At 40.4% G+C, this 24031-nt stretch carries 20 protein-coding genes and 1 rRNA gene; all 21 read right to left on the bottom strand.

Going from position 1 to position 24031, the window contains the following annotated elements; translation table 11 throughout:
- Positions 1-200, bottom strand: a 16S ribosomal RNA gene (locus BLV55_RS04135); the annotation flags it as partial.
- A 557-nt stretch (positions 201-757) separates the two neighbouring features.
- Positions 758-2257, bottom strand: coding sequence for a lysine--tRNA ligase (lysS, locus tag BLV55_RS04140; protein ID WP_176968250.1), 1500 nt, complete (start codon positions 2255-2257; stop codon positions 758-760).
- A 53-nt stretch (positions 2258-2310) separates the two neighbouring features.
- Positions 2311-2793 carry a transcription elongation factor GreA gene (gene greA / locus BLV55_RS04145; protein WP_093311513.1) on the bottom strand — a complete coding sequence of 161 codons (483 nt, stop codon included), beginning with the start codon at positions 2791-2793 and terminating at the stop codon, positions 2311-2313.
- A 269-nt stretch (positions 2794-3062) separates the two neighbouring features.
- Positions 3063-4034 (bottom strand): tRNA dihydrouridine synthase DusB, encoded by a 972-nt coding sequence (dusB, locus tag BLV55_RS04150; RefSeq protein WP_278279995.1) that lies wholly within the window; start codon positions 4032-4034, stop codon positions 3063-3065.
- A 348-nt stretch (positions 4035-4382) separates the two neighbouring features.
- Complete coding sequence (fabG, locus tag BLV55_RS04155) at positions 4383-5123, bottom strand: 3-oxoacyl-ACP reductase FabG (protein ID WP_093311515.1); 741 nt, start codon at positions 5121-5123, stop codon at positions 4383-4385.
- A 92-nt stretch (positions 5124-5215) separates the two neighbouring features.
- On the bottom strand, positions 5216-6070 hold the full coding sequence (locus BLV55_RS04160; protein ID WP_093311517.1) for a 3-hydroxybutyryl-CoA dehydrogenase: 855 nt from the start codon (positions 6068-6070) through the stop codon (positions 5216-5218).
- An 81-nt stretch (positions 6071-6151) separates the two neighbouring features.
- Positions 6152-7453 (bottom strand): GntP family permease, encoded by a 1302-nt coding sequence (locus BLV55_RS04165; RefSeq protein WP_093311520.1) that lies wholly within the window; start codon positions 7451-7453, stop codon positions 6152-6154.
- 45 nt (positions 7454-7498) lie between these two features.
- Positions 7499-9064 carry an acyl CoA:acetate/3-ketoacid CoA transferase gene (locus tag BLV55_RS04170; protein ID WP_093311521.1) on the bottom strand — a complete coding sequence of 522 codons (1566 nt, stop codon included), beginning with the start codon at positions 9062-9064 and terminating at the stop codon, positions 7499-7501.
- A 457-nt stretch (positions 9065-9521) separates the two neighbouring features.
- Complete coding sequence (locus BLV55_RS04175) at positions 9522-10928, bottom strand: sigma-54 interaction domain-containing protein (RefSeq protein ID WP_242870029.1); 1407 nt, start codon at positions 10926-10928, stop codon at positions 9522-9524.
- A gap of 110 nt (positions 10929-11038) precedes the next feature.
- Positions 11039-12217, bottom strand: a complete 1179-nt coding sequence (locus BLV55_RS04180) for an acetyl-CoA C-acetyltransferase (RefSeq protein WP_093311524.1) — start codon at positions 12215-12217, stop codon at positions 11039-11041.
- A gap of 71 nt (positions 12218-12288) precedes the next feature.
- A complete protein-coding gene (locus tag BLV55_RS04185; RefSeq protein WP_093312266.1) occupies positions 12289-13131 on the bottom strand; it encodes a type III pantothenate kinase in 843 nt (280 codons plus the stop codon).
- Positions 13132-13223: 92 nt separating this feature from the next.
- Positions 13224-14207, bottom strand: coding sequence for a biotin--[acetyl-CoA-carboxylase] ligase (locus BLV55_RS04190; protein WP_093311525.1), 984 nt, complete (start codon positions 14205-14207; stop codon positions 13224-13226).
- A gap of 103 nt (positions 14208-14310) precedes the next feature.
- Complete coding sequence (locus BLV55_RS04195) at positions 14311-15546, bottom strand: sodium ion-translocating decarboxylase subunit beta (protein ID WP_093311528.1); 1236 nt, start codon at positions 15544-15546, stop codon at positions 14311-14313.
- A 41-nt stretch (positions 15547-15587) separates the two neighbouring features.
- Positions 15588-15992 (bottom strand): biotin/lipoyl-containing protein, encoded by a 405-nt coding sequence (locus BLV55_RS04200; protein ID WP_093311530.1) that lies wholly within the window; start codon positions 15990-15992, stop codon positions 15588-15590.
- 188 nt (positions 15993-16180) lie between these two features.
- A complete protein-coding gene (locus BLV55_RS04205) occupies positions 16181-16459 on the bottom strand; it encodes an OadG family protein (RefSeq protein ID WP_093311532.1) in 279 nt (92 codons plus the stop codon).
- Between the two features lie 45 nt (positions 16460-16504).
- The gene (locus BLV55_RS04210; protein ID WP_093311535.1) at positions 16505-18052 is read right to left on the bottom strand and encodes an acyl-CoA carboxylase subunit beta; all 1548 of its coding nucleotides are present in this window, start codon (positions 18050-18052) and stop codon (positions 16505-16507) included.
- Positions 18053-18101: 49 nt separating this feature from the next.
- Positions 18102-18512 (bottom strand): methylmalonyl-CoA epimerase, encoded by a 411-nt coding sequence (gene mce / locus BLV55_RS04215; protein ID WP_093311537.1) that lies wholly within the window; start codon positions 18510-18512, stop codon positions 18102-18104.
- On the bottom strand, positions 18493-19464 hold the full coding sequence (gene meaB, locus BLV55_RS04220) for a methylmalonyl Co-A mutase-associated GTPase MeaB (RefSeq protein WP_093311540.1): 972 nt from the start codon (positions 19462-19464) through the stop codon (positions 18493-18495). Before meaB ends, mce begins: the two co-directional genes overlap by 20 nt.
- 71 nt (positions 19465-19535) lie before the next feature.
- Positions 19536-19940 carry a cobalamin B12-binding domain-containing protein gene (locus BLV55_RS04225; RefSeq protein WP_093311542.1) on the bottom strand — a complete coding sequence of 135 codons (405 nt, stop codon included), beginning with the start codon at positions 19938-19940 and terminating at the stop codon, positions 19536-19538.
- A 29-nt stretch (positions 19941-19969) separates the two neighbouring features.
- Entirely contained in the window at positions 19970-21646 is a 1677-nt protein-coding gene (locus BLV55_RS04230) for an acyl-CoA mutase large subunit family protein (RefSeq protein WP_093311543.1), read from the bottom strand.
- Between the two features lie 329 nt (positions 21647-21975).
- Positions 21976-24027: an ATP-dependent zinc metalloprotease FtsH gene (ftsH, locus tag BLV55_RS04235; protein ID WP_176968251.1), complete on the bottom strand. Its 2052-nt coding sequence runs from the start codon at positions 24025-24027 to the stop codon at positions 21976-21978.
- Between the last annotated feature and the right edge of the window lie 4 nt (positions 24028-24031).

Genomic DNA, 24031 nt, shown 5'->3' on the forward strand with positions numbered 1-24031 from the left:
ATAGAGCTATGCGGTATTAGCACTGGTTTCCCAATGTTGTCCCCCTGATCAAGGTTGGTTGCCCACGCGTTACTCACCCGTCCGCCGCTAAGTATCCTTCTCTTCCATCCGAAAATTTCCGAAAAGGCACTCCGCTCGACTTGCATGTGTTAGGCACGCCGCCAGCGTTCATCCTGAGCCAGGATCAAACTCTTATATAAATTCTTCCTGTACCCAAGCTTTTGCTTGCGTTTTCCATCACGTTTTAACGTGTGGTTTCGTTCTCTCTGCTGTTCAGTTTTCAAAGAGCTTTGTTGTCGCTATCTTAAGGCGACTTGATTATCTTACCACACTCTGCTTTCGATGTCAATACCTTTTTTCATTTTATTTCCTATCGAAGCTGAGGTTGTATTTCCCGTCGCAATTCGACGACTTATCTAGTCTACCATGCTGCGTTTTCGATGTCAACATCTTTTTTGTCTTGTTTTCATCGAAAGTGAGATCATGTTTGCCACCGTAATTTGGCGACTTGATAATAATAGCATCCATCGCCCTAGAAGTCAACCATTAATTTCGAATAACTCCAGATCCCTTCTAGCGTTAAGCAATAGTACCATCACTACCTTGGTATTTCTCCTCGGATAGTTATTTTACCCCACTCTTTTCTTTGTAAACATTTTTTTATAAAAATACCTCCAAGCAGCTTGTCTGACTTTAAATACATCAGCCAGCTTACTTTAGAGGCATTTTATCGTCTAGCAATTTTTATTCCTAATTACTATTCTTTCTCTCTCGCCATCTCCAGAGGTTTCATCGTAGGAAAAAGGATAACATCTCTAATAGAAGGAGAATCCGTCATCAACATAACAAGCCTATCAATTCCTAATCCCATTCCACCTGTAGGTGGCAATCCAATCTCTAAAGCATTAAGAAAATCTTCATCTAAAGGATGTGCTTCTTCATTACCTGTTTCTTTTTCTTTTACCTGTTCCAAAAATCGTTGCCTTTGGTCTACAGGGTCATTTAACTCAGAAAAGGCATTGGCAATTTCCCATGTATTAACAAACGCTTCGAAACGATTTGTCATCGCTGGATTTTTTGCATTTCTTTTTGCTAACGGCGATACTTCAACAGGGTGGTTGGTAATAAAAGTCGGTTGTATCAGATGCTTTTCCACATAGGTTTCAAAAACTTCGCTAATAATATGGCCTTTACTCATTTCTGGTTCTACATCAAGACCGATTTTTTTGCCTAGCTGTCTTGCTTCTTCATCTGATGCAATCGTAGAAAAGTCAATTTTCGCAAATTCTTTACAAGACTCTTCCATTGTCATTCTTTTCCACGGAGGTTTAAAGTCTATTTCTGTATTCTGATAAGTCACCTTTGTTGTCCCCAGTGTTTTCTCTATTACATAGGCTACTAAATTTTCTGTAAGTTCCATAATATCTTCATAGTCAGCATATGCCTGATACAATTCAATAGAGGTAAATTCCGGATTATGTTTAATGGACATCCCTTCATTTCTAAAAATACGCCCTATTTCATATACTCGATCAAAACCTCCGACAATAAGGCGTTTAAGATGAAGTTCTGTTGCAATTCTTAAATACATATCAATATCAAGGGTATTATGGTGCGTTATAAAAGGTTTTGCATTAGCTCCTCCTGCTATTGTATCCAGTATAGGAGTTTCAACTTCCAGATACTCTCGGTTATCTAAATATTCCCGTATCGCCTTGATTGTATTACTTCTGATCTTAAAAACGTTTTTTACATCAGGGTTGACAATTAAATCTACATACCGTTGCCTGTAACGAATGTCTGTATCTTTCAATCCATGCCATTTCTCCGGCAGAATCTGCAAAGATTTCGTCAACAGCCTTACCATATCAGCTTTTACAGAAACTTCTCCTCGCTTCGTCTTAAATACAATGCCATGGACTTCTATAATATCTCCGATATCATATTGCTGAAAGTATCCATAAGCCTCCTCACCTATTCTGTCAAGACGCACATAAATCTGAAGTTGACCTTCTTTATCCTGTAAGTTAATAAACGTCGCTTTTCCGTGTTCCCGCCTTGTTATTATCCTTCCAGCCATGGTTACTTTTTCATTTTCCAATTCGTCATAATGATCCTTGATGTACTGACTATAGTGACTGACTTCTACTTTTTCAATCTCAAAAGGATCTTTACCGGCTTCTTTTAGCTTCTTTAATTTTGCATGCCTTATTTTTCGTAGCTCATTTAGACTTTGCCCTTCTATGTCATGACTCATGACTTCACCTTCCTCGCTAAATTAATAAAACTTGCTCTCGTTTTGCCTCTTTACTAATTCGCCTTGTCAATCTTTATTACCTCATAAAACGTAACACCGTCCGGAATTTGAACCTCTGCTTTTTCTCCTACTTTTTTGCCTATCAACGCACGTCCTACTGGTGATTCATTAGATATTTTTGCTTCGTAAGGGTCCGCCTCTGCAGAACCGACAATCATGTACTCAACAACTTCGTCGTCTCCCTCTTCTTTAACATGCACCAGTGATCCAATACTAACTGTATCTGTGCGAATATCTTCTTCATCAATAATGACTGCTTGCCTTAAAGTATTTTCTAACTTGTTTATCTTTTCTTCTATTTGTGCCTGTTCGTTTTTCGCCTCATCATATTCAGAGTTTTCGCTAATATCTCCAAATTCAATGGCTTGTTTGATTCGAGCGGCTATTTCTTTCCGACGTACCGTCTTTAGCTGCTCCAGTTCATTTTCGATTTTTTCTTTGCCTTTTGGAGTCAACACCATTTCTTTGTTTGTCATAATTCTTCGCTCCTCTATTTCAAGCCATTAATTGGCTTTATAATTACATTAACTCGTTGTATTTTTTTCTTGCATACCAGCTCTGTTTGCATTATTTCTTATCCTATATACACTTATACACTAGAAGAAGTATCCTATACAGAAGAAACACTGATTCATATCAGTGTCCTCTTCATTATCCAAAATATTATAATTCAATCTGGCTATAATGTCAAGCTTCTACCCACTGATATTAAGGAGTTTATCCTTTGATCACGATTTTTTTCACATCAAGAGCAATCGTTCATTAGTTCAATCATTTCTTCTGCCGATTCGGCCATATTAATCTTTTTTCGTAGCTTTGCTGACCCCAAAAATCCTTTTGTATACCAAGCGGCATGTTTACGCATTTCTTTGATGGCTATTCTCTCGCCTTTTTCTTGAACAGCTAATTTCAGATGTTCTTCAAAGGTAGTTTTCACCGCTTTTTTAATACCGTCTTGTGGCAAATCTATCCATGCTCCTTCTTCTATCATGCTCCGAATAGCATGAAATAGCCACGGATTCCCCTGAGCTCCACGTCCTATCATCACAGCATCACAACCCGTCCTTAAAAACATTTCCCGTGCATCGCTTGCTTCAAAAATATCTCCGTTTCCTATTACAGGAATGGTAACCGCTTCCTTCACAGCTTTGATTACTGACCAATCGGCCTTACCGGAATAAAACTGTTCTCTGGTTCTTCCATGAATGGTAATGGCTTTCGCTCCGTTATCTTCAGCAATTTTTGCCAGGTCAACGGCATTAAGACTATCTAAATCCCAACCAGCTCTTATTTTCACACTTACTGGTTTTGACGTTTTTTCTACCACTGCTCTAATCACACGAGCCGCTAGTTCAGGTTCCTTCATCAGTGCTGACCCATCACCATTTTTCACTATTTTCGGAGCAGGACAACCCATATTAATATCAAGAATATCATGAGGTTGCTTATCTAAATAATCTGCTGCCCAACCCATAATCTCCGGATCCGATCCAAATATTTGCAATCCCACCGGCGTTTCGGTTTCATCGATTCGCATCAGCTCTGACGTTTTTCTATCATGATAGTACAATCCTTTGGCGCTGATCATTTCTGTGACCGTCATTCCGCACCCAAATTTTTTACAGATAACCCGGAAGGCTAAATCAGTTACTCCTGCCATTGGCGCAAGAATCAATGGGGTTTTTATTTCTACTTTACCAATTTTAAAGGGTTTCACTATTCATACCTCTCTTATCTTATATAAACAGGACCCGAACCTTCCAGTGGAGTTTTAGCCGCATTCAGAAGACGGGGTAGGTCATCAGACAAAGTATTTATCGATGCCCTGCTTCATATTTTAGTTTTTCGATTATTGCTGCTTATGCGTATTTGTATCATCCTTGGATCCTTGCTTTTATCAGTTGTGTTTTTATTTCAAGTATCCTCTCATCCTTCGTCTGATCAAGAGAACGAATCGACATTATCATTTTACTCTCTTAATCCTTATAATGCAATATACTAAAAAACGGCTAATGAATATCTTTTTTGATATCATTAGCCGAGAACAAACAGTTGATCCTAATGCTTATAGAACAACGCCACCATCCACACTCAAGACAGTCCCTGTAATAAATCCAGCTTCTTCAGAAGCTAGGAAGGCATAGGCATTGGCGATATCTTCCGGTTTGCCTAACTTCTTAATAGGAGATTTGTCTTTCATCATATCCAGCACGTTTTCTGGCATTTTCTCAACCATTGGAGTAAGAATAAACCCTGGCGCTACGGCATTTACACGAATTCCTTGTTTCCCAAGTTCTTTCGCCCATGTTTTTGTCATTCCAATAACTCCCCATTTTGTTGCCGCATAATTTGTTTGCCCAAAGTTCCCATATATCCCTACTACGGAGGATGCATTTAGAATAACACCACTGCCTTGTTCTGCCATGATTCTTGCTGCTGCCTGACCACAATTAAAAACGCCTTTAAGATTAACGTCTATTACCTTGTCAAAGGCTTCTTCTTCCAGTTTCACCAATCGGCCATCTGCTGTAATTCCAGCATTATTAACAATAACATCTACTGATCCACATTGATCCTTTACATCCTTCATCATTTTTTCCACAGCTTCGCGATCTGTAACATCAACTTCAAAGGCTAACGCTTCTACTTGATTTGCTTTAAGTTCTTCCATTACTTCCGACAAACTGTCCATTGATATGTCGCAAACAACCACTTTCCCACCTTTTTCACCAAATTTCAAGGCCGTCGCTTTACCAATCCCTCGAGCTGCACCTGTAACAACCACCGTTTTTCCATTAAAATTCATCTTAAAAAAACCTCCTCTTTTTTATTTTGCTTATCTAACAATATATATAATTCTCGAAAACTCACCTTATCTATTTTTCAGTTTCTTGTGACTTAGCTTTCATAAGAAAAGAATCCCTGCCCTACTTTTCTACCCAGTAAGTTGCCTCTTACCATTTTCCTTAATAAAGGATGGGGTCTGTATTTTGAATCAGCATACTCCTCATACATCACTTCCATAATATGAAGACAAACATCGTTCCCTATTAAATCAGCAAGAGCCAATGGCCCTATCGGATGGTTTGCCCCAAGTTTCATCGCCGTATCAATATCTTCTGCCGTCGCAACACCATCTGCCAGTACGCCTACCGCTTCATTGATCATCGTTACTAACACTCTATTTACTAAAAAACCTGGTGCTTCCTCCACTTCTACAGATACCTTATCAAGATTCTCTGCCATCGCCACCACCGTATTCCTTGTATCATCACTGGTGTTGATCCCCCTGATCACTTCTACCAGTTTCATCACTGGCACCGGATTAAAAAAATGCATCCCAATAACTTTTTCTGGCCTTTTAGTACTGTTAGCAATTTCTGTAATGGATAAGGACGAAGTATTGCTAGCCAATATAGTCTCAGAAGGACAGATCCTATCCAGTTCTTCAAAAATTATTTTTTTTACTGCCATCTTTTCCGAAGCCGCTTCTATTACCAGTTGACATTCGGTCAGTAGCTGATTGTCAACCGTTCCAGTAATTCTACTTCTTATTTCTTTTTTTTCATCTTCTGTTAGCTTTCCTTTTTCGACAGATTTCTTCAGGTTTTTTTCGATATTTTTAATGCCACTTTGGATATATCCTTCTTCCATGTCTTTCAAGACAACATCATACCCTGATTTAGCAATGATTTCTGCTATGCCAGCCCCCATCACGCCAGCTCCTATAATTCCCACTTTTTCGATGTTCATAAATTACCACCTTTCATAAACAGGATTCTTATCCATGATCAGTAATGAGAACTAGTAAGTTTTTTATATGATGAGTTCCGCCTATACTAATCCTATCGTCGCTAGTAAGATCGCTGTGATAACGGCTAGTACAGGAATAACCGTCCCTACCATAAAAATATCTTTATAAGAATCCTTATGGGTCATGGCACAAACCGCCAATAAGGTTAATACAGCTCCATTATGAGGAAGGGTGTCCAGCCCTCCACTTGAAAGAGAAGCTACACGATGAAATGCCGCTGGGTCAATACCTGTTGAAATCGCTAGTTCCATATACCGATCTCCTAACGCGGCCAATGCAATTCCCATTCCACCTGATGCTGAACCTGTCGCTCCAGCTAATATGTTTACCGATACAGCTTGAGAAATCAATGGATTTCCGGGAATTCCCAGCACTAAATCTGTAAGGGTTTCAAATCCTGGCACTGCACGAACAACGGCTCCAAAACCAACAGCCGCACTCGTATTAATAATCGCTAATACCGAACCGGAAGCTCCTGCATTGACCGTAGCTACTTTTTCTGGCAAACGATTGAAATTCAGTGCAATACCAACAATAATTCCAGCCAAAAGTGCTATAATAATATCGATTTCTCTATTAAAAATAATCGGGAATACGTTAAGAATAACAACTACAGTCAGGAGAGGCAAGAGAGATAGGATAGGGCTTGGTAAGTCCTCTCCATTAGAATCTGCAAGCTTTTCTTTCGGCTCCGTAAATACATCTCCTGCTTCTCGCAATTTTTTCTCGCTACGTGTTAACCAAAGCATACCAACTCCTAGCATGACAGCTGCCCCAGCCATACCCATGATCGGTGCAGCTGTTGGTGTTGTGCCATAGTATTCCATAGGAATCAAGTTTTGAATCTGCGGCGTACCTGGCAGTGCCGTCATGGTAAAGGTAAAGGAGCCTAAGGCAATAGTTCCGGGAATCATTTTTCTTGATATGTTCGCTTCTCTGAAAAGAGCAAGTGCTAAAGGATACATAGCAAATACTACTACAAACAAAGAGACTCCACCATAGGTTAGTACCGCACAACCCATTACAACAGCAAATATAGCTTTATTAGTCCCTATTTTCGCAGTAATCCACTGGGCTACCGATCGGGCAGCACCAGAATCATCCATGACTTTTCCAAAAATAGCCCCTAGCATAAATACAGGGAACCAGGATTTCGTAAAACCGACAAAGCCCCCCATATAAGCTTCCCTATAAGCTTCCACCAGATCTAATCCACCAGTCAAAGCTACTAATCCTGCACAAACAGGCGCTACCCATATAATAGACATCCCTTTATAAGCTAAAAACATAAGCAATGCTAAACCAATAATAATACCAATCATTATTTTCCCTCCTTCTTCGCTAGTTCATCCTTTTAATTTGCGTTTTTAGAGAAGTTCATCAAAACTAAAGTTCATTTTTTCTGGGCTGAAAATCCTTTCATCCATTTTTTTAATATTAGTATCAATCATAGGCTCAAAGTCCATTTGATCAAGGATATCTTTTTGAAGATCGATTCCCGGTGCTATTTCTGTAAGCACTAACCCTTCTTTCGTTAATTCAAAGACCGCTCTTTCCGTAACGTACAGTACAGTTTGTTCTATCTCCGAAGCATAGATTCCGCTGAAAGTTATCTGTTCAACCTCTTTAATGAATTTCTTAAACTTCCCTTCTTCAACAATTTTCAATTCTCCGTTTACGGCTTCTTCTTTTAACCCACCTGCTGTAAAGGTTCCACAGAAAACAACTTTTTTTGCATTCTGGGTTATATTAATAAATCCACCTGGTCCTGTAATTTTAGGTCCAAATTTGCTGACATTTATATTTCCCTGTTCATCGCATTGTGCCAAACCTAAAAACGCAACATCAAGACCACCGCCATCATAAAAATCAAATTGATTTGGTTGATCAATAATTGCCATCGGATTTGTTGCAGCTCCAAAACTAAGTCCTCCTGCAGGGACACCTCCTATAGGTCCTGGTTCAACCGTTAATACCATCTGATCGCCAACACCTTCTTCATTTGCTACATTTGCAACTCCTTCAGGCATACCGATCCCCAGATTCACAACCGCCTGTGGAACTAACTCCATCATCGCTCTCCTGGCAATGATTTTTCTTTCATCTAACGGCATCGACTTCATTTTATTCACTGGTACTCTTATATTACCGGAGTAACTTGGATTATAGTCTTCTGCAAAGGTTTGCATGTGATTTGTCATTTCTTCTACTTCTACGATTGTATCTACATAAATACCAGGAATTTTAACCATCCATGGGTTCAAGGTTCCAGATTTAACCACTTTTTCAACTTGTACGATCACTTTACCTCCGGAATTTTTACACGCTTGTGCAATGGATAAAACTTCCAGCGAACCCGCTTCTTTTTCCATACTGACATTTCCATCCTCATCGGCATAAGTTCCCCTCAACAAGGCATAGTCAACAGGAAATGTTTTATACAGCAAATATTCTTTTTCATGAATATGGATAATTTCCACTAAATCCTCTCTCGTTATTTCGTTTAGTTTTCCACCTTCTATTCGTGGATCTACAAAGGTTTTTAACCCAACATGGGTAATGGTTGCCGGCTTTCCAGCCGCAATATCGCGAAATAAATGAGCCATTACTCCCTGAGGAAACGTATATCCTTCAATTTTATTTTCTAGTGCTAGTTTTTGAACTTTTGGCGCAAGTCCCCAGTGGCCTCCTACCACTCTTTTCAGAAGTCCTTCATGCCCAAAATGATTAATCCCCTTTTCTTTCCCGTCACCTTGTCCAGCACAATAAGCAACGGTAAGGCCCTTTGGTTTTCCTGTTTCTACAAACCGCTTCTCCAGAGCAATTTCTAATTCTTCTGGCACGGCGTTGCCAACAAATCCTCCAGTTGCCACCGTACTATCTGATTCAATCAACTCAACAGCTTCTTTTGCTGTTAAAAACTTTGGTGCCATCGATACCCCTCCTCATAAGTTTAGTGCTTATCTAATATTGCAACAGCTGTGCCAAAACTTGTAAAACTAAAAATTAATTTTATGCTTCTATCCTCAAATTTCTGTTTTTAACTTATTACATACGCTGATAAAAATGACCTGTATTTTCCATTCGCTGTCAGATGCTTAGTTTTTCCATCGAGGGAGTAGCACCGCTTATCCCTCTTGCATCGGAGGGTTATGGACAGCGGTGTTCATCAGATGACAATGACCCATCATTTAAACCACAAAAAAGCCGCTTGCTAAATATATAACAATCAGCTCAGGCGGCTTTATTTTTTCATGTGTTCATTTTCTTTACACCGTATATTGTTTGATGATTTAGAAATTTCCATTTTCTGAATTTAATTGGTATCTCCTAACCATTTAAGAAGATCTTATCTACTAGTGTGCATTTTTTGGTCACTGTTCATATGCTTTACACTTTTATCTGGTAACGGTTAATTTTTTCATATAAACTCGTCCTGCTAATGCCTAATCTTTGCGAAGTTTGATATTTATTTCCCATAGTTTCTTTCAAATGCTTCTCGATTGCATTTTTTTCCACTTCTTCAATAATATGCCGCAAGGATAAAGTATTACTCAAAGATCTATCTCTATTTTTTTGTAATAGGGAAGGAGGTAAATGTTTTAGTTCTATCTTCGCTTCTTTGTCCATTAAGTTAAAAGCTCGTTCAATCACATTTTCAAGTTCTCGTATATTCCCTGGCCAATCATATTCCTGCAAGCATTCCATTGCTGCTGGAGTTATCTCTGTTACAAAACGGTCCATTTCTTTTGATAGTTTTTTAATAATATATTCTACCAGCAAAGGAACATCTTCTTTGCGAGATCTCAAAGATGGAACTACCAGCTTAATCACATTCAGACGATAGTAAAGATCTTCCCGAAATGTTTTGTTTTTAACCATTTCTTCTAGATTCTGGTTCGTTGCCGCAATGATTCTAATGTCTATATCTTTACCTCTCACACCACCGATACGCTCAATCTCTTTTTCCTGAATAACTTTTAATAGTTTTGCTTGCATATTTAATGGCATATCTCCAATTTCATCAAGAAATATGGTGCTTTTATGAGCTAATTCAAATTTTCCTGGTTTTCCACCCTTTTGCGCACCAGTAAAAGCACCACTTTCATATCCAAACAGCTCTGATTCCAAAAGTTCAGCTGGAATCGCCGCACAGTTGACTTTAATTAAAGGATATTCCGAGCGAGGGCTTGCGTTATGAATCGCATTTGCAAATAATCCTTTTCCTGTACCGCTTTCCCCTAATATCAGTACACTTGATTTAGTATCAGAAACTCTTTTGGCAAGGCTTACGGCTTTTAAGATTTCTTCACTATTTCCAATAACCGTTTCAAAAGTATCATCATTTCCTAACGCTTTTTTCAGTTCTTTTTTGAAAAACTCTATTTCTTTTTCCATTTTACTTACTCTTTTTACATACATATCTAATTCTGCCAGATCCTTAAATATAACAGTACCCACAGCTCCAATTACTTTTCCGTCGTGAACGATCGGAAATCGATCAGCAATCATTTTGTTTCCCATAATTTCCTGCACATCGCCCACTTCTTCTTTTCCTGTTTTAATAACAAGATGCATTCTTGTATTTTCAATGACTTTTGTTACATGAACTCCAATCGCATCTTTTTTGTTTATTTTCAAGAAATCACAATACCGTTGATTCATCATCCGTATTAGTCCATTATGGTCTACAACAACAATTAAATTGTAAATTATATCAAAAATAGTTCGATATAGATTCAACTCATTATCGACTTCCTCTAATTTTTTCAACATTTCTTCCGATATTCTTTTCACCAGCACCCCTCTTTTCAGAAAAAAAGTATCAGGATACAACTTATCGATAGTGTCAAAAAGGTCCGGCGCTAATAAGCAAACCGGACCTCTGTACCTTTAAATTCTATCAACTATCTTTTTACTACCAGTGCGGTTCCCATTCCACCACCGATGCATAAGGTGGCTAATCCATGCTTTGCATCTTGTTTTTCCATTTCATGCAACAAGGTTACCAAAATTCTAGCCCCACTAGCACCTACAGGATGTCCCAAAGCAATCGCACCACCATTTACATTTACTTTTTCTGCCTTCCAATTAAGCTCTTTCCCTACAGATAATGCTTGAGCCGCAAAAGCTTCATTAGCTTCAATCAAGTCCATATCGTCTATCGTAACTCCACCTTTTTCAAGGGCTTTTGTGGTAGCATCTACTGGTCCTATTCCCATAATCGCTGGATCTACACCTGCATTACCATAAGATACAATCGTCGCTAATGGCTTTATGCCTAGTTCATCCGCTTTCTCTTTGGACATTACCACAATCGCCGCTGCCCCATCATTAATTCCAGATGCATTAGCTGCCGTAACGCTTCCATCTTTTTTGAATGCTGGCTTCAGTTTAGCCAGTTTATCAGCCGTTACTCCTGCTTTCGGAAATTCATCTTGATCAAAAACAATAGGATCGCCTTTTCTTTGTGGAATTTCAACGGGTACTATTTCATCTTTGAATTTGCCTTCTGAAATAGCTTTTTCCGCTTTATTCTGGCTATTAGCTGCAAATTCATCTTGTTCTTCCCGAGTTAAATTGTATTTCTCAGCTAAATTTTCAGCCGTCATACCCATATGATATTGATTAAATGCGTCTGTAAGAGCATCTGAAATCATGGAATCGATGATCTTATCATGACCCATACGCACACCCCATCTGGCTTTAGGCAGAAGGTAAGGCGCCTGGCTCATATTTTCAGTACCACCAGCAACTACAATATCGTTATCTCCTGCAATAATTGTTTGAGCTGCCATGGAAACGGTCCGCAGTCCAGATCCACACAACATATTAATGGTAGTAGCCGGTACCTCTACTGGAAGTCCGGCATTAACGGCCGCCTGTCTCGCAACGCCTTGACCAGCTCCAGCTTGCAGTATACAACCCATATAAACTTCTTGAACCTGTTCCGGTTTGATTCCTGCTCGACTAACGGCTTCTTTAATAACAATAGATCCAAGATCTGCTGCTGAAACATCTTTTAACGTCCCACCATAGTTTCCTATCGCTGTTCTAACGGCACTTGCAATAACAACTTCTCTCATCGTAATCCTCCTTTAGTAATGGTTTATTATTAATTCTACCTTCTCTTTAACTATGTGCAAATTCTATGCCACTACGCCTCAAGCTGAAGGTTTTTCTCAGGCAGCATCTCTTCACTTCTAATAGACTCCGGAGTTCTTCCTTCTTTATTTTTCTCATAGATGATTTTTAATCCATCCAAGGTAATGGTTTTATCAATCACATCAATTGCATCTGTTTCACTGGCAATCAGTGTCGATAATCCCCCAGTGGCAACAACTGTAATTGTTTGAGATCCATCAGATAACTCTTTTTTCATTTTGTCTATAACATACTCTACCAACCCTACATACCCATAGATAATTCCGGATTGCATGCTTGATACAGTATTGTGACAAATCACTCTTCCCGGCTTCACAAGATCGATGCGAGGTAATTTTGCTGCTTTTTGAAAAAGTGCATCACTGGAGATTTTAATGCCAGGAGAAATAGTACCTCCTAAATATTCTCCTGTATCTGAAATGGCACAAAAGGTGGTTGCTGTCCCAAAATCAACCACAATAAGAGGTCCGCCATATTTTTCGTAAGCCGCCACTGCATTCACAATACGATCCGCCCCTACTTGTTTAGGGTTATCATAGTGAATCTGCATTCCTGTTTTTGTTCCTGAATCCATGGATAACGGATAGATTCGAAAAAGTTTTCTGATGGCCAATTCCAATGTATACGTCAGATCTGGCACAACAGAAGACACGATAACATCCTCCACACTTTCAGGTTTAAGATCATAATACTGCAAAAGTTGATTGATCAGAATAACATATTCATCCGAACTTTTCGCCTGGTCCGTCGAAACGCGCCAAGAATAACTTAACTTATCTTCTCGAAACATCCCTAAGACAATGTTTGAGTTTCCTACATCAAATACTAATAACATCACTTCACCATCCGTTACGCAAATTAACAGCATCTTTTAACACGTTCTATTGTATCAGCTCATATCTACTTTGACAACCAAGAAGCAGTACATCACCCATTGTTCTCCCGGCAAGTTCTAACAGAAATTTCTCCACCGGAAAGAATTTCTCGTGTTTTATCTTTATGCTCTACTTCCAGAGCACCATTATCAAGAATATTGACAGCCTTGGCTTCTATCCGCTGGCCGTACCGTGTGATATAAATCCATTTATTCAGTACAGAAGAATGCTGTCGTATGATTCCCAAAGCGTTTTCAGACGTGGCATTGTGACAAATTTCATCGTAGTAAACTTCAAACTGTTCCAGAAAGTTTGTCAAAAGCTTTGTTCTATCAAGTTTCTTTCCAGTTATTCGCTTTAAGGAAGTTGCCGTATCTTTAATTTCTTCCGGAAAAAAGTCCGTATTCACATTCAATCCTACTCCCACCAACATAAAATCAATTTGACTAAGCTCTCCTGCTAATTCAGTCAATATGCCAGATACTTTTTTTTCACCAATGAGCAAGTCATTTGGCCATTTTACTTTTGTTTCTAGGTCAGTGTTTTTTTTTATTGAATGCCACATCGCCGCTGCGGCCAGTTGCGTAATAAAGGCTGCCTTTTCTATCGAGAATGAAGGTCTTAAAAAAATAGTTACCCATATCCCATCACCTCGGGGAGAAGACCAGGATTTTCCTTGCCGTCCTTTACCCTTTGTCTGTTCTTCCGCAACCACAATATCACCATGCGATAATTTATCTTTCAGCTTGCGGGCATATAGATTAGTTGAATCAACCCTTGGCAATACAATGATTTTTCGCCCTATCCATTTTGTATCAAGGCGTTTTTTAAGATCATCCACTGTAAAGTAAGACTCTCCTACGCTAAGCTGATACCCTTTTCTGTCAATACTTTGAATAGGATAGCCTTGATCTTGCAATGTTTTTATATGTTTCCATACAGCTGTCCTTGATATATTCAACATGCGGCTTATCTGCTGGCCAGACATACAGGATCCAGCATTATGTAGCAATAGGTCAAGAATTTTATCTTTCATAGAAGGCAAATGCTCCTTTAAATAGCTTTCATTTGGTGAAACTGTTTTTTACCAGTAAAATCCCCACAGGTACATCCTGCGGGGATTTCATGAACATCCTTACTTAAAAAAGTGATAACAAGACTCCTGCTGCAACGGCTGAACCAATAACACCCGCTACATTCGGGCCCATCGCATGCATAAGTAGGAAGTTGCTCGGCAATTCTTTCTGACCGACGGATTGAGATACCCTCGCTGCCATTGGCACCGCTGAAACTCCAGCAGAACCAATCAACGGATTGATAGCATTTCCACCCATTGCTTTGTTCATTACTTTGGCTAACAGAACACCGGTAGCTGTACCAACAGCAAAGGCTACCACTCCAAGGACAATGATTTGAATGGTTTCAAATCTAAGGAATTGATCCGCTACCGCTGATGCCCCAACACTGATTCCCAGTAAAATCGTTACAATGTTAATCAATTCGTTTTGAGCTGTTTTAGAAAGCCTATCCGTAACAGCTGACTCTTTTAACAGATTACCAAACATAAGCATCCCTACCAGTGGTGTGGCGGCTGGTAAAAGCAAGGAAACGGCCACGGTTACTAAAATAGGAAAAAGTATTTTTTCTTTTTTGCTGACCGTTCTTAATTGTTTCATTTTGATAATACGTTCTTCTTTTGTAGTCAGCGCATACATGATTGGCGGCTGAATAATTGGCACCAAAGCCATGTAAGAGTAAGCAGCTACCGCAATAGGCCCTAGTAAATGGCTGGCCATCATAGCCGTTACCAAAATCGCCGTCGGACCATCTGCTCCACCTATGATGCCAATGGCTGAAGCTTCCTGGGCTGTAAAGCCTAATAGCAATGCCCCTGTGAAAGTAAAAAAGATTCCAAACTGAGCCGCCGCACCAAGAAAAATGCTTCGCGGATTCGCAATAAGTGGACCAAAGTCAGTCATGGCACCAACACCCATAAAAATCAAGGGAGGAAATATCCCTAGCTGATTCCCTCTATAAAAATAGTTAATCAGCCCTCCAGGGCTTTGAGTGTAGTATTCGACAGGAATACCCTCCCTCAACATTTCAGCCGTCGGTTCAGCTAACATGCGAGCTGTTTCTCCTGCTGCTCCAGGACTTATCGCTCTTAATACGGTGTCACCAATTTCCATAACACCAGACATAGGCAGATTGGTTAAAAGCATTCCAAAGGCAATAGGCACGAGCAAAAGTGGCTCGAAAGATTTGCCAATGGCTAAATATAACAGTATGCCAGCTACAGAAAGCATGACCAGCTCCTGCCAGGTCATGTTGGCGAAGCCGGTGGTCTGCCAGAAGTTCGTCAATAAGGTTACCATGTGTGCATCTCCTTTCGTATCAATGGGCTTTACATTCTACATTACTTAATCGTAACCAGAATATCCCCACCATTTACGGCGTCGCCTTCATTAACATGCAGAGATGCTACCGTTCCATCACATGGAGCTGGTATTTCATTTTCCATCTTCATCGCTTCAAGAATAATCAGTGTTTCGCCGTCTTTCACTTCCTGACCTTCTTTCACTAAAACTTTCCAAACGTTTCCTGGCATTGGTGATTCAACACTTTCACCACCAGCAGGTGCAGATGCAGCCGCCGCGGCCGGTGCTTCTTTCTTAGGTGCAGCAGGTGCAGCCTGTGGTTTTGCGGCCGCCGGCGCTGCCGCTGGCTTTGCGGCTGGTGCGGCAGGTGCCACGCCGTCTTTCACTTCTTCTACATCCACTTCATATGAAACACCATTCACGGTAATGTTAAACTTTTTCATGATTTAGGTTCCTCCTTCATCTTTCCAATAATATTTTAATGCAATTGACGATTAATCTGTTGGATTCTGCCTAATCGATTCCAGGCAGGTGCCGAGTCATTCGTCCGAACAATATTACGAACTACAATATTATGGGTAGAAGTATGCATACTTGACGCTACTGCAGCCGTAATAACAGCTATCAGCTGTTATTGTTCCTGTTCTGCAGCAACCGCATCTTCATCTGAAACAGATTCTTCCGACTCCGTAACTGTTTGAGCCGGAGCAACTTGCTTTTCCTGCTTTTTCTTAGCATCTACATCCGACTGCGCAACTACCTTCTCTAACACTTTGATAATCAGAAACAGCATAAATAAGGCAGCAAACACAATACCTATTCCCATAATAGCTACCTGCACACTGGCATAAAAACGTTCTGCCAATGTCATTTCATGGGATGCTACGCTTAGTCTTTCCAATAAAGTCATGATCGTTTCACCTCGTCTTTTCCTCCTTCATTGGCTCCTGGTTGTTTATACGGGCAGGTTCCCATGTTTTTTAGGAGGTCTGGTTTCCCGTTTACTAGCCAACATGTTTAGCGCATCAATTAACCGCGGACGCGTTGCTGATGGCTCAATCACATCGTCCACATAGCCTCTCTCTGCCGCTTTGTAAGGCGTAGCAAACTCTCGTTTATAATTATCTATCAACTCAGCTCGTGTTTCTTGAGGATTATCTGATTCACTAATTTCTTTTCTGAAGATAATATTGGCCGCACCTTCTGGTCCCATTACAGCAATTTCAGCTGATGGCCACGCCAGAACCATATCAGCGCCAAGCTCCTTGTTACACATACCAATGTACGCACCACCATAAGCTTTACGAACAATCAGAGTGATTTTAGGCACTGTTGCTTCACTATAGGCATACAGCATTTTAGCTCCATGCCGAATAATACCGCCATATTCCTGACTGGTACCCGGCAAAAATCCTGGTACATCAACCAAGTTTAATACAGGAACATTAAAACAATCGCAGGTTCGAATAAAACGTCCAGCTTTATCAGAAGCATTAATATCTAGGCAACCAGCTAACACTTTCGGCTGGTTTGCTATGATTCCAACCGTCTGTCCATTGATCCGAATGTATCCGGTAATCATATTGGTCGCATAGTATGGTGCTACTTCTAAGAAGTCACCTTCATCCGCAATGGCCTTAATGATGTCTTTCATATCGTAAGGCTTATTAGGATTTTCCGGTACCATTGTATCCAATTCAGGAATGATTCGGTTCAAATCATCAGATGATTCAAATACCGGTGCCATCTCTTGGTTATTCGAAGGAAGAAAACTCAACAATCTTCTGATCTCTTGAATGCAAGCTTCATCATTAGCAGATTTAAAGTGAGCCACTCCACTGGTACGATTATGAGTCATTGCACCACCCAGTGCTTCTGCAGAAACCTCTTCACCTGTAACGGTTTTAATAACCTGTGGCCCAGTGATAAACATCTGACTGGTTTTATCTACCATAAACACAAAATCCGTAAGAGCTGGTGAATAAACAGCACCACCTGCACACGGCCCCATAATGGCTGTAATTTGTGGGATTACGCCTGAAGAAATTGTATTTCTATAAAAAATGTTACCATATCCAGAAAGAGCATCTACTCCTTCTTGAATCCGAGCACCACCTGAATCATTAAGTCCAACAATAGGTGCACCCATTTTCAATGCAAGATCTTGCACTTTGCATATTTTTTTGGCATGCATTTCACCTAAAGATCCACCCACTACTGTAAAGTCTTGAGCATAAGCGTATACAAGTCTACTATCAACCTGGCCATAGCCTATGACAACCCCCTCACCGGGAGCTTCAACATTTTCCATTCCAAAATTAACGCACCGATGCTTTACAAAGGCATCCAATTCAACAAAGGTATTTTCGTCAAATAATAGATTGAGTCTTTCTCGGGCTGTCAGCTTTCCTTTTTCATGCTGGCTGGCAATTTTCTTTTCGCCGCCGCCCTGCTGGATTTTTGCTTTGCTTTGCTGCATTTCTTCTAGTTTGTTTACCGTCATCCTTTACCCTCCTACTATTCATTCGGTGAACTTGAAACAGTTTAACTGCTTAATTGTCTTCCCGCTCACTCAATTCTACCAGAACACCGCCCGTGCTCTTAGGATGGCAGAAAGCGATTTTAGCTCCACCTGCGCCGTAGCGGGGCTTTTCATCGATCATGCGAATCCCTTTTTCCTTCATGGTTGCGATGGCCTGTTCGATATTGTCGACACGAAACGCAATGTGTTGGATTCCTTCCCCCTTCTTGTCAATGTATTTGGCAATGGGTCCTTCCGAATCGGTTGACTCCAGAAGTTCTACCTCTGAATCGCCGACAGGAAGAAATGCGACCCGAACCTTTTGTTCTTCAACTTCCTCTTTACCGGTGCATTCCATTCCCAGCACCTCTTCATAAAATTTCAATGTTTCATCAAGATTCTTTACTGCGATCCCAATATGATCAACTTTTAGCGTCTTCATTTTTTATACCTCCTTTTGTACCTACAATCATTTCTTTCAGTACAAGCTGGCTAATACTATATGGATCCCGTTCACGAATGGCTACTTTTTTGGCCAGTTCACGAATGCGGGCTCGATTATCTTCATTTCCCATCATTTTTTTCAAAATAGCTGACTGAGTTAGATCTATGATTTCCAGCTCGCTATTATGAGTTCTTTTCTCAACCAATTGATGACTTTCTGACATGTAGTTCCAATGTTTATCCAGATTATCTGTCAGTTCTTCGATTCCTACGTTGTTAACAGCAACTGCCTGGGATACTGGCGGTCGCCATTCTCCATGATCAAAATCGAGCATCATTTCAATTTCTGTTTTTGTTCGATCGGCTCCATCTCTGTCCGATTTATTGATAACAAAAACATCACCTATCTCCATTGTTCCAGCCTTTAAAGCCTGAATGTCATCACCAAGTCCTGGCACCATCACCATGAGTACAGAGTCTGCTGCTTTGACAATATCCACCTCAGACTGACCTACCCCAACGGTTTCAATGAGTATGTAATCCATCCCCATAATATCCAGTATTTTTACAGCTCCAAGAGTTGATTTTGATAAGCCACCCAAATGACCTCTAGTCCCCATGCTTCGAATAAAAACACCCGGATCAAGATTCAGGTCTGACATCCGTATACGGTCTCCCAGAATAGATCCGCCAGTAAAAGGACTGGTTGGATCAACGGCAAGCACTCCTACTTTTGCTTCTTTTTTTCGAAGTTGTTTTGCCAGCTTATCAACTAAAGTACTTTTGCCAGCACCAGGTGGTCCTGTGATGCCTATCACTCTGGCTTTTCCCGTATGTGAGAAACAGGCTGAAAGGATAGCAACTGCTTTCGGATCATCATTTTCTATCATCGTAATCAATCGAGCCGCTGCCCTTTTATCTCCATCCAAGAGTCTTTTTTCAAGTTCCATAGGAACACCTCCTTTCAGCCCTAATGTCAATAGAAGCATCAAATGCCATTATATACCTTCTTGCAATGAAGTTAAAGGCTTCTTTTCAAATTGTTTTTAATAAAATCAATGGTTACACCGGTTGGTGTCCCTGGTGTGAAAATTTCAGCAACACCTGATTTTTTAAGTTCAGGAATATCATCTTCCGGAATAACACCGCCACCCAGCACCAGCACTTCATCGTATATACCTTCTTCTTTCAGTTTGTCTACTACTTTAGGAAGAAGATGTCCATGTGCACCAGAAAGAATACTGAGGGCCACTACATCCACATCCTCCTGAACAGCTGCCTGAACAATTTGATCCGGAGTTAGTCTGAGTCCTGTGTAAATAACCTCCATGCCAGCATCTCTAAGAGCTCGAGCAATTACTTTAGCGCCACGATCATGTCCATCTAAACCTGGTTTTGCAACTAATACTCTAATGGGTCTATCCATAACAGTTCCTCCTTAAGGTTTTTCAAATTTTAAAGCACAACGCTTTGTTGATACTCACCAAAAACATCTCTAAGGGATCCACAGATTTCTCCCAGAGTGGCATATGCTCTTACCGCGTCTAAGATAAAGGGCATTAAGTTTTGATCGGTTTCAGCTGCATTTTTTAAGGTTTCCAACTTTTTAGCCACTAAATCATTGTCTCGTTCTTGCTTTAATTTTTCTATCTTGTTTTTCTGCAATTCTCCAACAGAAGGATCTACACGCAACAGACCTTGCGGAGGCTGTTCTTCGGTCTGGAATTTATTAACACCAACAACAATCCGTTCATTGCTCTCAATTTGCTTTTGATATTCATAGGCGCTATCCATAATTTCCTTTTGTATATATCCTTTTTCAATCGCCGCAGGCGCACCGCCCATATCTATAATTCGTTCAATGTATTCCATCGCTTTCTCTTCAATATCATTTGTTAAACTTTCTACATAATAGGAGCCTGCTAACGGATCGATCGTTTCTGCCACACCACTTTCATGTGCAACAATCTGTTGTGTTCTTAAAGCTATGCGAACCGAGTCTTCTGTTGGCAACGCCATTGCTTCGTCCTTAGAGTTTGTATGCAAGGACTGTGTACCTCCCAAAACAGCTGCTAAGGTCTGAATCGCTACTCGAACAATATTATTATCCGGTTGCTGTGCTGTGAGGGTTGACCCTCCCGTTTGTGTATGGAACTTCAATTGCATCGATTTTGGATTTTCAGCACCAAATTTTTCTTTCATAATTTTCGCCCATATTCTTCTAGCTGCCCTAAACTTCGCTACTTCTTCCAATAAATCGTTATGAGCATTAAAGAAGAAGGAAAGTCTTGGAGCGAATTTATCTACTTCCAACCCTGCCTCTATAGCCGCTTCTACGTAGGCAATACCGTCTGCCAGTGTAAAAGCAACTTCTTGAACCGCTGAAGATCCGGCTTCACGAATATGGTATCCAGATATACTAATTGTATTCCAATTGGGTACTTCATCAGAACAGTATTCAAATATATTAGTTATCAAACGCATGGAGGGCTCCACCGGGAAAATGTAGGTTCCTCTGGCAATGTACTCTTTCAGTATATCGTTTTGAATGGTTCCACGTAATTGATCAGAAGAAACGCCCTGTTTTTCTGCAACCGCAATGTACATCGCCAGGAGTACAGATGCCGGTGCATTAATGGTCATAGAGGTGCTGACTTGATCCAGAGGTATCCCATCAAATAAGATCTCCATATCCTTTAAGGAGTCAATGGCGACACCAACCTTACCTACCTCTCCTTCCGATAAAGCATGATCAGAGTCATAACCTATCTGAGTCGGCAAGTCAAAAGCAACCGAAAGGCCCGTCTGACCTTGGTCCAGTAAATATTTGTAACGCTTATTTGACTCTTCCGCCGTTGCAAAACCAGCGTATTGTCTCATTGTCCAAAAACGCCCGCGGTACATCGTTGGCTGTACTCCTCGAGTGTAAGGATATTCGCCAGGAAATCCAAGAGCTTCTTCGTATTTCATCTGCTCTAAATCTACCGGAGTATATACCCTTTGAACTTCTTGGTTTGAGCCAGTGACAAAAGTTTCTTTTCTTTCAGATCTTTTTTTCACTGCCTCTTCTGTCTTTTGCGTCCATTTTTCCTGGGCTTCTTTCAATTGCTCCATTTTTTCATTTTCAGCCATCATTTTTCCTCCCTCGTCGATTCGTTTTCCCTCATTCAGTTCTCTTTTATTTATATATATCTAATGACCGTATGCTATTAGCATACCGTCCGTCAAAAAAATTTGGCAGTTCGCTTGCATTCCATTTTTATAATGAAGAGTAAACCGCCAACCTTATTCTACATTTTTTTTCCCCTAAACGCAACTGATTTAAGTCCCAGAATGGAAATCTTTATTTTTTTCTAATTTATTTGAATTACTCAAAATATTCCTTAAACTTTTTGCAGAAGAAAAGGTCTTGTTCCATCTAAAAAAAAGCCCTGCGGACGATTTGTCCGAAAGGCTTTTTTCTAACTATCTGATTCGATATGATCGCTACTAATTGGTTTATACGATTCTGGTGCTGTGGTATTTCTGCGATCAGTTTCTTGTTTTTGTTCCATCTCATTTTCTAAATGACTGGCACTTTCATCTGTGCTACTTTCATCTACTTCTTCTGTCATTTCCAATTCGGACTCTTGTAATTGAACGGATGCAATTTTATTTCTCACCGTATCAATATCATCGTCTTTTTCTATGGTAATATCTCCATAAAAAATTCGTTTATACTCATCAGCGTTTAGTGTTTCTAGTTTAAGTAGCGCATGAGCAATCGAGTGGAGTTTTTCCATGTTTTCTTTAAGCAACAGCTCTGTCCGATGATAAGCTTCTTCAACAATACGACGAATCTCATCATCTATTTGTGCCGCCACTTCCTCTGAATAATTTCGCTTCGATGTCATATCCCGACCAAGGAACACTTCATCTTCGTCACTACCAAAGGTCATCGGCCCCAACTTATCACTCATTCCATATTTAGTGACCATTCCTCTGGCAATAGCCGTTACTCTCTGCAAGTCATTTTGCGCACCGGTGCTAATATCGGAGAGAACTAGTTTTTCAGCTACCCGACCACCTAACAAGTGAATAATATGCTCTTCCATTTCTGTTTTAGTCGCATAGTACTTGTCTTCTTTGGGCAAAATCATGGTAAATCCACCAGCTCTACCTCTAGGAATGATGCTGATTTGATGTACCGGATCTGTATTAGGCAACATAGAAGCTACCAAGGCATGACCAGCTTCATGAAAAGACGTAAGTACCCGTTCTTTTTCACTGATCACACGACTCTTTTTCTCCATACCGGCAATCACTTTGGTAATGGCTTCTTCAATCGTATCCATCATCAGCTTTTTCTGATTTTTTCTTGCGGTTAATAGTGCCGCTTCGTTCATAAGATTTTCAATGTCCGCCGGTGAAAACCCGGGAGTTCTTCTTGCTAGAACTTTTAGATCTACTGATTCATCGATCGGTTTTCCTCTGGCATGTACTTTCAGAATGGCTTCTCTGCCTTTTAAGTCTGGTAACCCAACGGCAACCTGGCGGTCAAAACGCCCCGGTCTTAATAGTGCCGGATCCAAGATGTCTGCCCTATTAGTTGCAGCAACAACAATAACTCCTTCATTAATGCCAAAGCCATCCATCTCAACTAAAAGTTGATTGAGTGTCTGCTCCCGTTCATCATGACCTCCACCAAGACCAGCTCCTCGACGTCTACCAACCGCATCAATCTCATCAATAAAAATAATACAAGGGGCACTTTTCTTCGCCTGATCAAAAAGATCTCTAACCCTTGAAGCTCCTACCCCTACAAACATTTCGACAAAATCAGACCCACTGATGCTATAAAAGGGTACACCCGCTTCACCTGCAACCGCTTTTGTCAAAAATGTTTTTCCTGTACCGGGCGGTCCTACCATTAATATTCCTTTCGGTATTCTCGCTCCCAAGTCTACGAATTTTTTTGGATTCTTTAAGAAATCTACCAATTCCTGTAACTCTTCTTTTTCTTCATCCAAACCCGCAACATCATCAAAATTGATCCGTGTTTTTTCATCTTCTTTGTGTAGCTTCGCTTTGCTTTTTCCAAAAGACATTACCTTATTTCCACCACCCTGGGACTGTTGCATAAAAACAAACCACAGGACAACAAAAATAAGAATCATGAATACGGAAGGTAGCAGCTGAATAAACCAAGGTGTTGATGGCGGCGGAGCGCCTTTTACTTCAGCCCCTATGTCAACCATATTGCTTTCCAGAATGGCTGTTAGCCGTTCATCACTGAAGACAACTGGCACAAAAGACTCAAAATTGACAGATTCACCGTCCCGAATCAGCATTCCTTCTACTGATCTGTCGACAATATTAATTTCTTCCACGTTCCCATTGATCAGTTCCTGATAAAGCTCTGAAAACGGTATTTCAACGGATTCCTGCGGTGGTTGCACAAATTGCTGTACCAGTATCAACAACACAATAAAAATAATGATATAGAAACTGGCACCGCGGAACATTTTCCTCAACCTG

The organism is Tindallia californiensis (assembly GCF_900107405.1).
GTDB lineage: Bacteria > Bacillota > Clostridia > Peptostreptococcales > Tindalliaceae > Tindallia > Tindallia californiensis.

Coding starts and splice junctions, on each gene's coding strand:
- lysS (WP_176968250.1), bottom strand. CDS start 2,257: ATGAGTCATGACATAGAAGGGCAAAGTCTAAATGAGCTACGAAAAATA.
- greA (WP_093311513.1), bottom strand. CDS start 2,793: ATGACAAACAAAGAAATGGTGTTGACTCCAAAAGGCAAAGAAAAAATC.
- fabG (WP_093311515.1), bottom strand. CDS start 5,123: ATGAATTTTAATGGAAAAACGGTGGTTGTTACAGGTGCAGCTCGAGGG.
- BLV55_RS04160 (WP_093311517.1), bottom strand. CDS start 6,070: ATGAACATCGAAAAAGTGGGAATTATAGGAGCTGGCGTGATGGGGGCT.
- BLV55_RS04165 (WP_093311520.1), bottom strand. CDS start 7,453: ATGATTGGTATTATTATTGGTTTAGCATTGCTTATGTTTTTAGCTTAT.
- BLV55_RS04170 (WP_093311521.1), bottom strand. CDS start 9,064: ATGGCACCAAAGTTTTTAACAGCAAAAGAAGCTGTTGAGTTGATTGAA.
- BLV55_RS04180 (WP_093311524.1), bottom strand. CDS start 12,217: ATGAGAGAAGTTGTTATTGCAAGTGCCGTTAGAACAGCGATAGGAAAC.
- BLV55_RS04185 (WP_093312266.1), bottom strand. CDS start 13,131: ATGTTATTAGTATTTGATGTAGGAAACTCAAACATTGTCTTAGGGATG.
- BLV55_RS04190 (WP_093311525.1), bottom strand. CDS start 14,207: ATGAAAGATAAAATTCTTGACCTATTGCTACATAATGCTGGATCCTGT.
- BLV55_RS04195 (WP_093311528.1), bottom strand. CDS start 15,546: ATGGTAACCTTATTGACGAACTTCTGGCAGACCACCGGCTTCGCCAAC.
- BLV55_RS04200 (WP_093311530.1), bottom strand. CDS start 15,992: ATGAAAAAGTTTAACATTACCGTGAATGGTGTTTCATATGAAGTGGAT.
- BLV55_RS04205 (WP_093311532.1), bottom strand. CDS start 16,459: ATGACTTTATTGGAAAGACTAAGCGTAGCATCCCATGAAATGACATTG.
- BLV55_RS04210 (WP_093311535.1), bottom strand. CDS start 18,052: ATGACGGTAAACAAACTAGAAGAAATGCAGCAAAGCAAAGCAAAAATC.
- mce (WP_093311537.1), bottom strand. CDS start 18,512: ATGAAGACGCTAAAAGTTGATCATATTGGGATCGCAGTAAAGAATCTT.
- meaB (WP_093311540.1), bottom strand. CDS start 19,464: ATGGAACTTGAAAAAAGACTCTTGGATGGAGATAAAAGGGCAGCGGCT.
- BLV55_RS04225 (WP_093311542.1), bottom strand. CDS start 19,940: ATGGATAGACCCATTAGAGTATTAGTTGCAAAACCAGGTTTAGATGGA.
- BLV55_RS04230 (WP_093311543.1), bottom strand. CDS start 21,646: ATGGCTGAAAATGAAAAAATGGAGCAATTGAAAGAAGCCCAGGAAAAA.